Consider the following 14,064-nt stretch of genomic DNA (forward strand, 5'->3'; position numbering starts at 1 on the left):
TCTAAGCGCTGGCTTTCTCGTCTTTCAATACTCCGCGACGGATTTGATCGAGTTCTATCGATTCAAACAGCGCACGGAAATTACCCTCACCAAAACCCTGATCGCCCTTGCGTTGTATCACTTCAAAGAAGATAGGACCGATCACAGTGGTGGTAAATATCTGCAACAACAATTCACGTGAAGTTTCTGTGCTCTTGCCATCCATCAAAATACGCAATTTACGCAATTCATCTACATTTTCGCCATGGCCAGGCAGACGACGGTCGATTAAATCGTAGTAAGTTTCTATGGTGTCCTGGAAATCGACGCCAGAGGCCTTCATATCGGTGACGGTCTGATACACATTATCGGTACCCATGGCGATATGCTGTACGCCTTCGCCGTGATACAGATCCAGATATTCGGAAATTTGTGATTTATCGTCGGAAGATTCGTTGATAGGAATACGAATCTTGCCACAAGGTGAAGTCATGGCTTTTGATTTCAAGCCCGTGTGCTTACCCGCGATATCGAAGTAACGCACTTCGCGGAAATTAAATAAGCTCTCGTAGAAATCCGACCATTCTTTCATGCGGCCGCGGTGTACGTTGTGAGTCAGGTGATCGATGTAGGTTAGGCCATTGCCCTTATGGTTTGCATCGGCACCAGGAATCGCCACGAAATCGGCGTCATAAATACTGATATTGCCGATAGCGCCAGGCTCGCCGCCATCTTTACCCTGCCAACGATCGACGAAATAGATCAGTGAATCACCGATACCCTTAATCGCAGGAATATTTAATTCCATAGGGCCGGTCTGATTATCAAAACCCCAGGCACCCAATTCCAAAGCGCGCTTATAGGCCAGATTGGCATCCTTGACGCGCAGCGCAAAAGCGCACACTGAAGGGCCATGCTTACGCGCGAAACGCTGCGCGAATGAATCGGGTTCGGCATTGATGATGAAGTTCACATCGCCCTGACGATACAGAGTGACGTTCTTGGTTCTGTGTTTAGCAATCGCAATAAAACCCATGCGACCGAACAACTCGGCCAACTCTTTAGGATCGGGGGCGGCGTACTCGATAAACTCAAAGCCATCGGTGCCCATAGGGTTGTCCCAGGTCTGGATTTCCATGCGTGTCTCCTTCTTTTTACTTTGTGGGTAGGTTGATTTTTACTTCACTACATCATAAATTGCAGCTAATTTTGATATAGATCAAGCTCTCAGTATAGTACGCAGCACGCGGCATAAAATTGCAAAATACCCCAAAGATACTAAAATTTGCGCAATAATATGCTAATATTATTCACGAAATTAGCAGATCATGACAGAAATTCCACTAGACAAGATAGACCGTAAAATTCTGGCGATTTTGCAGGCCGACGGCAGACTTACCAATCAGGAGGTGGCCGAAAGGGTTAACCTATCGCCCTCGCCTTGCCTGCGCCGCATCAAGCGACTGGAAGAAACCGGCGTCATCCGTAAATACGTGGCTTTGCTGGAACCTGCCAAGATAGGCCTGGGCTTACTCGCCTACGTTAACGTGCGACTGGAGAAGCATAACGAGGCCCCCGGCAAAGGCGCATCACGTTCCCCACGCAGCGATTTTTCTGCCTCGGTAGAGCAATGGCCGGAAGTAGTGGCTTGTTATGCGATGACAGGAGAAATGGATTATTTACTGCGCGTCCACGTAGAAGACATGGATCATTTTTCGCGCTTCATGATGGAAACGCTGCTGCGCCACACCGCCGTGCTGGATGTGAAATCTAGCTTTGCCTTACAGCAAATCAAGGACACCACAGCCTTACCAGTGATGAGCGCTGCAGCCAGTTAGGCTTGCCTAGCCTCAGCTGAGACTGCCTAAATCTTAGCTACGCGGAGCAGTGCAACAACCCCATTGGTGTAAAAATTCAAAACAGCCCCGGCCAGCGCGCATATTCCATGCGCCTTTCAGGCCTATATGCTTGGAGAGGCGCATGGAATATGCGTGTTGGCGGGGGGCACAATTAAAACCCATCAAATTAGTTACTGTTCAGCCGACTATGGTGAAAGTCAAAACCACTCAACACAGAGGCACAGAGACACAGAGATTCACAGAGGAAAGCAAGGCAGTTCTCCGTTTTTCTCTGTGTCTCCTTTGAGAGGTTTTCGTTTTGTTTAATAATTTTAGTAGCAGGCTGAATAGATACCAAATTAGACCTACACCACCGTATGCGGTTGCTCTATCATTTGCTGGTAGATCAGGCTGTGCAATAGCATGGTGCTATTTGGATCTACATCGACAAACTGTAAGCCGTGGCTGATGCTGAGCGCTGTGTTGGGGTCGCTGCGTTCATCTTCACTGATATTTCGGATGATGGCGCTGACCATCATCAAACTTTCTATGTGATGCAATTTAATTTGAAACGACATCAGAATTTTTTGATTCTTTTCAAACATTGGTCGATTGGTCGTCACCAAAGCACCAGCAGCGCTCAGATTGGTGATCAAGACTGAAAATTTCTCATCAGGATTGGCGCTCCCCGCAATTTTTACCGAGGCGATGATACGCGACTTGATGCGCGGGTCTTTGCGCACCACCGATCCCTGAATTTTTTCGGGGAAGGACAAGTGCATATACGGAAATGGCGCGTTGTTGACGCGCTTCACATAACAATCGAAGGCAAACGCTTTTTGATTCGAAAACACCCGCACCACCACTTTATCGTTCTCGCGCAAGGAAGGTCGATTACCGAGCACCAGCGGCGCCCCCACCAGGAAGCTGACATTATCCAGATAACCGATGACTTTCACAAAGGCGCGCTCCTCACCGCAAGAGACCGGCAGTTGTAACTGTATACGATCACCGACTCGCAAGCGCATATCGGCAAAGCTAAAAGCCAAGTCACTGTCCTTAGTTGCAGGCTTAGTTGTAGACATAGTTGCCGGCGTATTTTCAGAACTCATTTTTTGTCAGATAACTTAAATTAATAAAAAATTACAGCGCAGCAGCTGCTACGCTGCCGAGCGAAAGGTTGAGTATCGCTTAGCTCGCCCTTTTTCTCAAGCTGCGTATGTTCGTTTGAAAGTATTCTGCCACCTATGGTTAACCAGCGGCGACGTGAATGGCAGTTCAAAAATTGTAATTTATGCCGGCCGTGAGCGTCAGATTGGTTTTGTTTTTGCTCAGTGGGCTGCCGCCCAAGTTAGCGAGTAATTGCTTGATTTCCAGATTCGCTAGTAAAGCCCAATTCTGGCTAAAGGCATGATTCCACTCCAGACTAACAGCTAGCGACGCCAGCCTTGCCAAGATAGCGCGGATAGCCAGAACGCACATGCTGGACTAACGTGACACCGTAATTGGTCTGCGCGTAGGCGGCATCGGCATAACTGAGCAGCAGTTCCAAATCAACTTGATCCTTGCTAGCATCGAGCAAACTGAGGTTTAGTCCTAGTTTGTATAAATTTCCATAGTCTCGATTTGTCAGCGGCAATTCGGCTTGCAGAGCTAAGCTGAGCTGTTCAGTCACGGGGATAGCGAGCGCCAGATCGCCCGTCACAGAAAGCAAAATATCGCCCCCGCCAAGTAAGCTGGCAGAGCCGCTATTGATAGAGCCAGTGTGATGAGACTACTGAAAATTGTCTACCAGTTTGACTGTGCGTATTCATGGGTAAGGGAAATTAGCTGATTGTACGGACTCAATACAGACTCAAAGCCCGCTCAAAATATACTCAATGCTAGGCACCTATTCTTGCAAAAGGCGTAGTCGGGCATCTTCAAATAGTTGCTGTACCACGATGGCTTCACCGCGCTGCAATAAAGTCGAGATCGCATTGACTGCCAACACCTGCATGCGCGCCCCCTCCTTCATCAGTACTGGCACGCGCTTGTCATCATCTGCCAATACCGCCCATTGCGCGCCAGTATCCTGCACCAGCGCATCCGCGAGGGCAGTATCGAGCGCCAGCATTTGCTTAAGTTGCCGCAGTTTTTGACTACCTGCATTTTGTTGCACGATAGCGTCTATGATGCTTAGCTTACCCTCCACGCTCTCGTATTTGTGCTCGGCCTCAGGGAGATAATGCTCGCGCACCCAACGTCTTTGCTCCTCCAGCAGCAGCATGTCGGCCATAGACAGATATTCCAGACGCTGATTTTGCGGTGCGCGATCGGCTGCTGTCATGGCTGGCAAAGCACGTGTCCCCAGAAAAGCCCACAGCGCGCCGACCACCAAACCTACGGTGTGTGCCCAGTTGGCGATAGGGCCGAGTAAGCCGGTCCAACACAGCAGGAACCAGATCAACATCATATTCACCGTGGTCTTGGGCAAATCAGCAGAGAACTTAGCGTCATAACGACCGCGTATCCAGATATAGCCAAACAAGCCGTAGACCACGCCCGACATGCCGCCAAAATACGGCGAATGGGTAAATAAATATTGCGCCAGATTCGACAAACTAGCCACCACCAGCACGAAGAGGATATAGAAACCCGCGCCTTTCTTGGCTTGTATCAATTTACCCAAATCCCAGACCCACATCATATTAAACACAAAATGCATGATGCCGAAATGAATGAACATAGGCGTCACCAGCCGCCAGATCTGACCATGCAAAATATCGTTCAGCCCCTCGCTGCCCGGATTGGCAATAAACAGAGGCACTAATACGCCACGCGCCTCGCCCAGGCGTGACAACAACGCGACGATGCCGCACAAAACTATCAGTACGATAGAAACCGAAGAGTAGCGTTTTATTTTTTGCATGAGACGTCAATCATCAATAATCAAAAATAACTGCCGCGTATTCGCGACGGTGTAAGTGCAAACCCGCTAGGGCAGCTACTGAGTTCAAGGGCTCATTGAGCTCAGTGAGCGCAACTGGGAGCAACCCCATCACGCCCCAGCAAATTCTGCCGTTGCCCGACCGAGCGTACCGTGCCGCTGCTTGCGTTAAACAGCACATCGAGAAAGGCTTGGGTATTCCAGCTATCGCAAAACAGCCACGACCAGGCCAATTCATCTCTCGCCTTAAAATATTGCGTCGCTTGCGGCTGCGGCGGCCCGATCAGACGCAACACCTGCTCTTGACTCATACCTGTCTGTATCTGCGCAAACACCGCCATCTCCAGCACCTTGTCGATGCGCTGCAGCTTCTGATCAGCACCGAGGTAGACCATGAAGGTCTGGGTACCTAAGGGCCCACGCGGATACGCCAGTTGCTCGCTACCATCCGGATTAGTCCACGACATGGCTGCTGGCCCCATAGTGCCGACCACCTCAGGCAAACTGGAAACACCGGGCTTTAGTGAGCTACCGCCGTAAGAAGCGCAGCCACTCAGCCAGACGGCACTGAGCACAATCAGCGCATACAAATATTTTGACAATCTCATCTTCATTTCCACTCCATGCCACAGCAATTTCAGCGTATAAATGAATCATTATGCCGCAAGCGCCGCCGGTCTACCCGAACAGCGACCTGTTCTTTATTCGGCTTAACTACCAAATACTAACGCGTTGCTCAGGTGTCAGATACATCTGGTCACCCGCCTTCACGTCAAAGGCTTGATAAAAGTCTGGTAGATTTTTGAGGCTACCGTTGACACGAAATTCGCCCGGTGAATGCGGATCGGTTTTGATTAAAGCCAAGGCCCTCTGCTCCCGTGATTTGCTGCGTCTGGCCTGGGCTAGTCCCATGAATAATCTTTGCTCGGCAGTCCAGCCATCGATCACTGGTGCAGGCTTACCAGCGAGTGAAATTTTATAGGCTTTCAAGGCCATCACGATACCGGCATTATCTGCAATGTTTTCGCCCAAGGTCAGTGCGCCATTTAAGAAATGACCTGGCACCGGGCTATAGCCATTATATTGATCGACTAAGACCTTGGTTTTGGCGGCAAAGCGAATCCGGTCTTCTTTGGTCCACCAGTCACGCAGATTGCCGTCGCCATCGTATTGCGAGCCGGAGTCGTCAAAGGCATGACTGATTTCATGTCCGATAGAAATTCCCAGTGCGCCATAATTGAAAGCATCTTCCGCATTCACATCCACCAAAGGCGCCTGCATGCGCGCCGCTGGAAACACGATCTCATTCATGGTCGGGCTGTAATAGGCGTTCACAGTTTGTGGCGTCATGCCCCACTCTTCATGATCGATAGGCTTGCCCAGTTTATTCAATTCACGCTGAGTCTCCCACTGATGCGCCCGCATCACATTGCCCAGTAAATCATCCTTGGTAATCGTCAGGGCAGAATAATCGCGCCATTGATTTGGATAACCGACTTTCACCTTGATCTTAGAGAGCTTGATTTGCGCTTCTTTCTTGGTCTGCGCACTCATCCAATCCAGACCTTCTATGCTCTGCTTAAACGCCGTCAAAAAATGTCCGACCATGGCAGTAGTTTGCGCTTTGCGTTCAGGCGGAAAATATTTTTCTACGTAGTTGCGGCCTATACTTTCACCCAGAGTATGGTCGACTAAAGCGATAGCGCGCTTTTGACGACTACGGTCTTCTTTGGCTCCGCTTAAGATCTCACCTTTAAATGCAAAATCTTCTTGCACTAAAGCAGCAGACAAATAGTGCGCAAAACCATTGATGAGCTGCCATTCAAAATAACTCTGCCAGACCGTCAGAGGAGTGTCCTTCAAAATCTGATCAAAGCCCGCCAGATAGCTAGGCTGTCTGAGATTGAGTTTGCTGCTTGCGTCCTGTATGCCCATTTTCGCAAAATATGCCAGCCAATCATAATCAGGATGACTACTTTGCAGCGCCGCGATCGTCATCAAATTGTAGCGTTTGACCGGATCACGATTTTCTACCGCGCTCCATTGCGCCTTGGCCAAGGCGGTTTCTAAGGCGAGTATCAGAGTTGCGTTGGCAGCAGGCTGTTTATTACCAGCCAGCGCCAGCATTTTTTCTACATGCAATTGATATTTGGCGCGGATCTCGCTGGTCTTGGGATCATCCAGTTTGAGGTAGTAATCGCGGTTCGGCAGACCCAGACCCGACTGGGAAAGATCGATCACATAGCGGGTCGCGTCCTTATTATCCGGATGCACATTCAAGGAATACGGAGCATGCACACCAATCTGATTGAAATGCGCGATCAAGGCCGGAATCTGATTCTTATCGCTGAGCGCGGCTATCCTGTCCATTTCGGTTTGTAAAGGCTGCAGCCCCAATTGCTCCAGCTTGGCGACATCCATAAAACTAGCGTACAGATCGGCAATTTTTTGTCTATCCGAGCCTGGCACATGCGCGCTTGAGCTAGCGATTTCTTCTACGATGCCGCGCAATTGTTGCTGCACATCTTCGCGCGCTTTCATGAAACTACCCCAGTCTGATTTATCGGCTGGAATCTCGGTGCTGTTTAACCAGCTGCCTTGCGAATAACGAAAAAAATTATCCTGGGCACGCTGGGTTTTATCGATAGCCTGAGCTTGTATGCCCGAGCCCGTAGGCGCAGCAGCTTGCGCCAAACCTGTCAACAATGAGAAGCTGAGAGTACTGAGTAAATAGGATTTCATAGTGATCTTTATGGATAGTGGAACACGTATTTTTCATAGGCCAGATAAGGCCGAAAAAAACAGAAAAAGCTTGCTGGGAGCGCAGGCAAACTCCAGCGCAAATTAGCCTAGCGTATTTAGACCTCGCAGCATACAGGCAAGTTCCAAAAAAGCTAGAAAAAGATACTTAAGAGCAAGAATATCTGGCATCTATCGTCACCAAATTTTTCTATACGCAGCATCCATGCGCCCTGCCGAGCCAAAACCGGCTGCAAGGCGCATGGAATATGCGCCTTTGTTTTTTGCCGTTCATTATTTAGACGACTAGACCGTCAGGCGGCGTTTAACTAGGCGTAAACGCCGTTAAAATCACCGGGGGATTTGGCAAAATTGCGTGGCTATTTTTCGCTGCATAATCTACGCTCAATTTAAAGTGAATTTCTTACAAATGCCATCGTATCGCCTCGCTACCCTGCACCAACATTTGACCCCGGACCCGACCTGCGCCGAGGCGCATGTCTTACCTGCACTGTCCTTGTTATACCAGACGCTGGTACGCAAAAATCGCAGTAAGGACACGCTCAGCCCGGATCTGGCGTTGAGCTGGCAGCACTCGGATGATGGTCGCACCTGGACATTTGCACTCGGCCCCGCCTACTTTCATGATGGCAGCGTAGTACTGGCATCAGATGTGGCGTTGAGTCTGGCGCGCCACATTTGGCCGGATTCCAGCGCTATCATGTCCGGCATCTTGCGGCCTCTGATCGTGGCTGCGGCTACGTGTTCTCAAGGCGAGATCCCGGCTGGCATCGTCGCCGATGATACGCAGGCCTTACTCCATCTGCATCTGATACAGCCGTATTGCCCCTTACTAGAAATTTTGTCGCATCCGGCTCTGGGCATCACTAAAAATACAGAGACGGCAGTGCTGGGCAGCGGCCCTATGCAATTAGTAAAGAACGCAGGGAATGCGCAAACTGACGCTGACAGTTTGCAGTTGCTGCGTTTCGCCGCCTATCGGGGCGGCCGCCGTGTACCCGAGCAGCTCAGCTTGCACGGCTATGCCAACTTCAGCCAATTAAAACAGGCGCTCGAGAGCGGCGAGGTTAATGCGGCCTTAGTCGAGCGCAAGCATCAACTACGCTTGCTAGAGGCGCAGCAGTTAAACTCCAGCGCCTTACGCGATCGCTGGGTCGGGCTACTGATACTCAATGCCGCTGGCGGCTTGGGCGATCGCGCACTTAGACAGGCCTTGCACGCGCAGCTGCAAAGCGCGGCGCAAGATGCATTTGGCGCAGAGTTTAGCGCGCAGTTTCTGCCTGAGGGTTTACTGCCGCAAGCGCCACCGACTAATCCGATTTTCGCTTTGAGTACTGAACAAATACGCCAGCGCTGGTCAGCGCAAACTCGTCAGCAACCGCTACGCATCTTGTATGCCGCAGGGCGCGGCGTACTGACCCAGAGTCTGGATCTGTTGATCGCGCTGCTGCAGCAATGCCAGTTAGCCTACACCCTGATACCGACCAAGAATGCCGGGGAAGTTTATGCGCTGGTGGCAAGGGGCGAGTTTGATGTTGTGGTGCGCGGCTGGATCCAGGATTTCGACGATCCAGATCAATTTTTCGGATGCTTCGAAAAACAAGCACCCGAGCCACAAGCTGGTGTTCACTACGCAACATTTTTTGAGAAAATTGCAGCGGCACGCACTCTGCCAGAAGCTACACTCAGAGGCAGTGCATATCGCGATGCCCTGAGCGCTTTAGAGAACGAATATTTATATATTCCGCTATGCCGTGACCACAATCGTCTGCTGCACGATCCCGCCTTAAATCCCCAGACGCTTTGCCGCGATCCTTTCGATCTGGACGCGATCGACCTCAGATAGGAAAACTTAGATAGGCAAAGTCAGGCCGCGCTTGACTGCATCCATGACTACCGTGGTGCGAAATTTAATGATGTTGCTATTCTTAAAAAATACCGCACGGGTGAAGGCCTCATAGTCAGCCATGCTGGCGGCATGTAGCACCAGCATAAAGTCATATTCACCCGCGACGTAATAGCATTGCTGTACCTCAGGCAATGCCAACATCTGGCGTTTAAATTGATCTATGGTATCGGCCAGTCCCTTGGCAAATACCAGTTCCACCAGCAGCACCAGGGGATAGCCAACCGCATCTGGCGCAATCACGGCCACCTCGGCCTGGATCACACCAACCTCACGCAAACGGCGTATCCGTCTTTGTACCGCAGTCGCCGATAAGCCTATCTCCACACCAATCGCATCGGCGGGGTGGCGGCAGTTCACTTGCAAATAACGCAGGATGGAAAGATCAAAGTGATCGAGTTGCATAGTGTGGTGTAAGTCAAATCAAAAGAAGTAGAAGAAGTAGGAGTAACTCAAAACCGCGCCAGCGTCGTTGCACTCGCCTGGCGCGAATAATTTTTCCTAAGTCCGAAGTGGTTGATAGCGCATAAATCTAGGGAACGAAAAATATCATACCCGTAATTTCCTCCCCTAGCTCGTCACTGTTCAACCCGCTATGAAGAAAGTCAAAACCCCTCAACACAGAGGCACAGAGACACAGAGATTCACAGAGGAAAGCAAGGCAGTTCTCCGTTTTTCTCTGTGTCTCTGTGCCTCCTTTGAGAGGTTTTTGTTTTGTTTTTAATAATTTTAGTAGCAGACTGAACAGTTACCCTAGCTCGCAACAACCAAACAAGGAAGGCCCAGCGCGCATATTCCATGCGGCTTAGCGGCTAGGCAGGCTGGAGAGGCGCATGGACTATGCGCCTCTCCAGCCTGGTACTTTTAAAAATCGGGGAGCTTATTGGCTAACTTAATTGGCTAGCTTAATTGGATATTGCCAGCGCCGCCAACACCATATCAACGATCAGTTTTTCGGCAGCCTCAAAATCTTTTGCGCTGAGCTTCTTTTGATTCAGCACCAGATTCATTTGGGTAGAAAAGTCGGCATAGGATTGCGTCATGGCCCAGATGCTAAACAGCAAATGGGTGGGATTGACGGTAGCGATTTTGCCTTCGCTCATCCATTTTTCAAAGCTGGCGATATCCTTGCGCAGATAAGGGATCACTTTAGTGCGTATCTGTTGGCCGTAGATTTTTGCGCCACCGATCACTTCCATCGCGTACACCTTAGAAGCACTCGGATGTTCGCGTGAAAAACGTAATTTTTCCTGAATATAGCTGCGCAATAAATCTTGCGGCTCGCGACTGTCATCGGCCAGACTATCCATACGAGCTAGCCAGACATCGAGCACATCATCCAGCACGCGCTGATACAGAGCAGGTTTGCTGGCAAAGTAATACAGCAGATTTTGTTTCGATACCCCGGCTTGCTGGGCGATGCTGGCGATCGATGTCCCTTCATAACCGCATTCGGCAAACATGGTGACGGCGTGCCGCAAGATCTCGGTCTCAAGCTTACCGCGCTTGTCAGCGGCCAGTGTTGTTGTCGCTGCCGTGGCTGCAGATCCGTCTGTTTTAGCCGTCCGTGGCTTTTTCACAACGCTGCGTTCTGATTTTTTGACCAATTTTTCAGGCATTTTTTAAGCACTTTTTCTATGATTTCTACTGCAATACGATACTCAGGACGCGCTCATTGTGCGGAATGCGGCAAGAATAAAAACTTTACAAGGCGATCAAGCAAGATGCTTGACCTGCTGTTTATTATGGCATCATAGTTTTACCACTTGGTAAAGTTTCTGCGAAATTTGTTGTATTTGGCTAGACCGATATTCAGACATTTTGAGGGATGGAACATGATAGATGCTCTACGACATTTACCCCAGGCACATGCCAGCCATGCCACGCTGGCCGCTGGCTTTAGCGATCTGGCACCGCCCTTAACGGCGCGCCAGGCGCAGATAGAAAGCGAACGCTGTCTGTATTGTTACGATGCACCGTGTAGCCGTATCTGCCCATCCGAGATCGACGTCGCCAGCTTCATCCGCAATATCGCGCATGAAAATATCAATGGTGCCGCCAAAGTCATTTTGCAATCGAATATTCTCGGTGGCAGTTGCGCCCGCGTTTGCCCTACCGAGATCTTGTGCGAGCACGCCTGCGTGCGCAATCACGATGCCGAAGCACTACCGGTAAAAATTGGACTATTGCAGCGCCACGCGATTGATCACATGCACTTCGAGCAGCATCCGTTTCAGGCCGCGCCTGCAACTGGCAAAAGCATAGCGATCGTCGGGGCCGGTCCTGCGGGTCTGGCCTGTGCACACCGGCTGGCGATGCTGGGTAATCAAGTAGAAATATTTGAAGCGCGCAGCAAGGCCGGTGGTCTGAATGAATACGGTATCGCAAAATACAAACTCACCGATAACTACGCGCAACGCGAAATTGAATTTCTGCTGCAAATAGGCGGCATACAAATTCATTACGGCCAAACGCTGGGCGCGAATCTGCAGTTGCAGCAGCTCCAGGAAAAATTTGATGCGGTGTTTCTTAGTCTGGGTTTAGCTGCCAGCCGCAGTCTGGATCTGGCAGCAGAAGACGCACCGGGCATCTTAGCCGCAGTCGATTACATCGCCGAACTCAGACAGGCGCAGGATTTAAGCAGCTTGCCGGTGCCCAAGCGGGCGCTGGTGATAGGTGCGGGCAATACCGCCATCGATATGGCGGTGCAGATAGCGCGCCTCGGTGCCGAAGAAGTCACGCTGGTGTACAGACGCGATGCGGCATCCATGTCGGCCACAGCACACGAGCAAGAAATCGCCAAAGCCCATCAGGTCAGAATTAAAACCTGGGCGCAGCCGCAAGCGGTGTTACTTGATGATGCAGGCAAACTGAGCGGCATGCGTTTTGAAAAAACTCGACTCGATGCAGGTCGCCTAGTCGGCACCGGTGTCAGTTTCGTGATCGCTGCAGATGCCATTTTTAAAGCCATAGGTCAGGTATTCGATACGCATGCGATCAGCGATCCCTTGGCGCGTACGCTGAAAAAAGATGCAGGTAAACTCCAGGTCGATGCGCAGTTTAGAACCAATCTCTGCGGCGTGTATGCGGGCGGTGATTGTGTCAACCCGGGACAAGATCTGACGGTGCAAGCGGTACAGCATGGCAAGCTGGCGGCCGCTGCTATCCATGCTGATTTGACTTCAAACACGGAGGCCCATCATGGCTGATCTGAGCATCAATTTTGCCGGCATCAAGGCCCCCAATCCTTTTTGGTTAGCCTCGGCACCGCCCACCGATAAGGCGTATAACGTGGTGCGCGCTTTTGAGGTTGGCTGGGGTGGCGTGGTCTGGAAGACCCTGGGAGAAGATCCGCCTGCGGTAAATGTCTCCTCGCGTTATTCGGCCCACTACGGAAAAAATCGCGAGGTCTTGGGCTTTAATAATATCGAGCTGATCACCGACCGTACGCTGGAAATTAATCTGCGTGAAATCACCCAGGTCAAAAAAGACTGGCCAGACCGCGCCATGATCGTGTCCCTGATGTTTCCCTGCGAAGAGGCAGCCTGGCGCAGCATCTTGCCACTGGTAGAGTCCACCGGAGCAGACGGCATAGAACTTAATTTCGGCTGCCCGCACGGCATGCCAGAACGCGGCATGGGCGCGGCAGTCGGCCAGGTGCCAGAATATGTGGAGAAGATCACGCGCTGGTGCAAGCAGTATTCGCGCTTACCAGTGATCGTCAAGCTGACACCGAATATTACCGACATCCGCCAGCCGGCGCGTGCCGCCAAAAACGGCGGTGCCGATGCGGTCTCGCTGATCAATACCATCAACTCGATTACCTCTATCGATCTCGATAGTATGGTGGCCCGACCGATAGTCGGCGGACGTAGCACGCATGGCGGTTATTGCGGCTCGGCTGTGAAACCTATCGCCTTGAATATGGTGGCCGAAATCGCCCGTGACCCAGCCACGCAAGGGTTACCAATCTCGGGCATAGGCGGCATCTCCAACTGGCGCGATGCCGCAGAATTTATCGCGCTGGGCGCAGGATCGGTACAGGTTTGCACGGCGGCGATGCTGCATGGTTTTCGTATCGTCGAAGAAATGAAAGATGGCTTGTCACGCTGGATGGATGAAAAAGGCTACGCCAGCGTCGCCGATTTTTGCGGCAAGGCGATCGCCAATACCACAGACTGGAAATACCTGGACATGAACTATCAGGCGATTGCCCAGATTGATCAAGACAAATGCATAGGCTGCGGCAAATGCTATATCGCCTGCGAAGATACCTCGCACCAGTCTATCCATCAATTGATACAAGACGATGGCGCGCGCAAGTACCAGATCAACGAAGCAGAATGCGTGGGCTGCAATCTGTGTGAGATCACTTGCCCGGTGGCAGGCTGTATTACGATGCTGGCGCAAGAAAATGGCAAGCCATATATGAATTGGACACAAGATCCGCGCAATCCACGTGCCGAGGTGGTCACTTAGGATTAAACCTGTTAAATTAAGTATGGTATTTCTAGCACTTACGCAAAACCGCCCCAGCGTCGTTGTACTCGCCTTGCTGTACTAAAGTAAGTCTTCGGCGTTACGCCTAGTTGGAACAATTTTGCGTAAGTCCTAATTTCTACATAGTTAAACAACGTCCCTTTCAAAGGAAA

Annotated in this window: 11 protein-coding genes and 1 pseudogene; 4 read left to right on the forward strand and 8 right to left on the reverse strand. The window is 50.9% G+C overall.

Annotation, left to right across the window (positions count from 1 at the left end):
• Window position 1: 1 nt before the first annotated feature.
• Window positions 2-1,117: a 4-hydroxyphenylpyruvate dioxygenase gene (gene hppD / locus EJN92_RS05285; RefSeq protein ID WP_126126850.1), complete on the reverse strand. Its 1,116-nt coding sequence runs from the start codon at window positions 1,115-1,117 to the stop codon at window positions 2-4.
• Window positions 1,118-1,307: 190 nt separating this feature from the next.
• Between hppD and EJN92_RS05290 the strand changes: the two genes are divergently transcribed.
• Window positions 1,308-1,817 carry an Lrp/AsnC family transcriptional regulator gene (locus EJN92_RS05290; RefSeq protein ID WP_126126851.1) on the forward strand — a complete coding sequence of 170 codons (510 nt, stop codon included), beginning with the start codon at window positions 1,308-1,310 and terminating at the stop codon, window positions 1,815-1,817.
• Window positions 1,818-2,182: 365 nt separating this feature from the next.
• Here EJN92_RS05290 and EJN92_RS05295 read toward each other — a convergent pair whose 3' ends face one another.
• The 5 genes and pseudogenes from EJN92_RS05295 to EJN92_RS05320 form a co-directional block, all read right to left on the reverse strand.
• Entirely contained in the window at window positions 2,183-2,929 is a 747-nt protein-coding gene (locus EJN92_RS05295) for a flagellar brake protein (RefSeq protein WP_126126852.1), read from the reverse strand.
• A gap of 166 nt (window positions 2,930-3,095) precedes the next feature.
• Window positions 3,096-3,522 (reverse strand): annotated as a pseudogene (locus tag EJN92_RS21785) (MipA/OmpV family protein).
• 186 nt (window positions 3,523-3,708) lie between these two features.
• Window positions 3,709-4,728, reverse strand: coding sequence for a rhomboid family intramembrane serine protease (locus EJN92_RS05310; RefSeq protein ID WP_126126855.1), 1,020 nt, complete (start codon window positions 4,726-4,728; stop codon window positions 3,709-3,711).
• 101 nt (window positions 4,729-4,829) lie between these two features.
• Window positions 4,830-5,354, reverse strand: a complete 525-nt coding sequence (locus tag EJN92_RS05315) for an outer membrane protein assembly factor BamE (RefSeq protein ID WP_227869715.1) — start codon at window positions 5,352-5,354, stop codon at window positions 4,830-4,832.
• A 106-nt stretch (window positions 5,355-5,460) separates the two neighbouring features.
• Window positions 5,461-7,488 carry a M13 family metallopeptidase gene (locus EJN92_RS05320; RefSeq protein WP_126126857.1) on the reverse strand — a complete coding sequence of 676 codons (2,028 nt, stop codon included), beginning with the start codon at window positions 7,486-7,488 and terminating at the stop codon, window positions 5,461-5,463.
• Between the two features lie 412 nt (window positions 7,489-7,900).
• Between EJN92_RS05320 and EJN92_RS05325 the strand changes: the two genes are divergently transcribed.
• A complete protein-coding gene (locus tag EJN92_RS05325) occupies window positions 7,901-9,352 on the forward strand; it encodes an ABC transporter substrate-binding protein (RefSeq protein WP_126126858.1) in 1,452 nt (483 codons plus the stop codon).
• 6 nt (window positions 9,353-9,358) lie between these two features.
• On the opposite strand, the gene EJN92_RS05330 is transcribed toward EJN92_RS05325, so the two are convergent.
• Window positions 9,359-9,817 carry an Lrp/AsnC family transcriptional regulator gene (locus tag EJN92_RS05330; protein ID WP_126126859.1) on the reverse strand — a complete coding sequence of 153 codons (459 nt, stop codon included), beginning with the start codon at window positions 9,815-9,817 and terminating at the stop codon, window positions 9,359-9,361.
• A gap of 500 nt (window positions 9,818-10,317) precedes the next feature.
• The gene (locus EJN92_RS05335; protein ID WP_126126860.1) at window positions 10,318-11,031 is read right to left on the reverse strand and encodes a TetR/AcrR family transcriptional regulator; all 714 of its coding nucleotides are present in this window, start codon (window positions 11,029-11,031) and stop codon (window positions 10,318-10,320) included.
• Window positions 11,032-11,247: 216 nt separating this feature from the next.
• Between EJN92_RS05335 and EJN92_RS05340 the strand changes: the two genes are divergently transcribed.
• Both EJN92_RS05340 and preA read left to right on the forward strand, forming a co-directional pair.
• Window positions 11,248-12,621, forward strand: coding sequence for an NAD(P)-dependent oxidoreductase (locus tag EJN92_RS05340; protein WP_126126861.1), 1,374 nt, complete (start codon window positions 11,248-11,250; stop codon window positions 12,619-12,621).
• Window positions 12,614-13,891: an NAD-dependent dihydropyrimidine dehydrogenase subunit PreA gene (gene preA / locus EJN92_RS05345; protein WP_126126862.1), complete on the forward strand. Its 1,278-nt coding sequence runs from the start codon at window positions 12,614-12,616 to the stop codon at window positions 13,889-13,891. The genes EJN92_RS05340 and preA overlap by 8 nt, the downstream gene beginning before the upstream one ends.
• Window positions 13,892-14,064 lie beyond the last annotated feature (173 nt).

This window comes from Undibacterium parvum, from assembly GCF_003955735.1.
Lineage (GTDB): Bacteria > Pseudomonadota > Gammaproteobacteria > Burkholderiales > Burkholderiaceae_D > Undibacterium > Undibacterium parvum.

Excerpts from the sequence above, each read along its gene's own strand:
- hppD (WP_126126850.1), bottom strand. The coding sequence starts at position 1,117 with ATGGAAATCCAGACCTGGGACAACCCTATGGGCACCGATGGCTTTGAG.
- EJN92_RS05290 (WP_126126851.1), top strand. The coding sequence starts at position 1,308 with ATGACAGAAATTCCACTAGACAAGATAGACCGTAAAATTCTGGCGATT.
- EJN92_RS05295 (WP_126126852.1), bottom strand. The coding sequence starts at position 2,929 with ATGAGTTCTGAAAATACGCCGGCAACTATGTCTACAACTAAGCCTGCA.
- EJN92_RS05310 (WP_126126855.1), bottom strand. The coding sequence starts at position 4,728 with ATGCAAAAAATAAAACGCTACTCTTCGGTTTCTATCGTACTGATAGTT.
- EJN92_RS05315 (WP_227869715.1), bottom strand. The coding sequence starts at position 5,354 with ATGAGATTGTCAAAATATTTGTATGCGCTGATTGTGCTCAGTGCCGTC.
- EJN92_RS05320 (WP_126126857.1), bottom strand. The coding sequence starts at position 7,488 with ATGAAATCCTATTTACTCAGTACTCTCAGCTTCTCATTGTTGACAGGT.
- EJN92_RS05330 (WP_126126859.1), bottom strand. The coding sequence starts at position 9,817 with ATGCAACTCGATCACTTTGATCTTTCCATCCTGCGTTATTTGCAAGTG.
- EJN92_RS05335 (WP_126126860.1), bottom strand. The coding sequence starts at position 11,031 with ATGCCTGAAAAATTGGTCAAAAAATCAGAACGCAGCGTTGTGAAAAAG.
- EJN92_RS05340 (WP_126126861.1), top strand. The coding sequence starts at position 11,248 with ATGATAGATGCTCTACGACATTTACCCCAGGCACATGCCAGCCATGCC.
- preA (WP_126126862.1), top strand. The coding sequence starts at position 12,614 with ATGGCTGATCTGAGCATCAATTTTGCCGGCATCAAGGCCCCCAATCCT.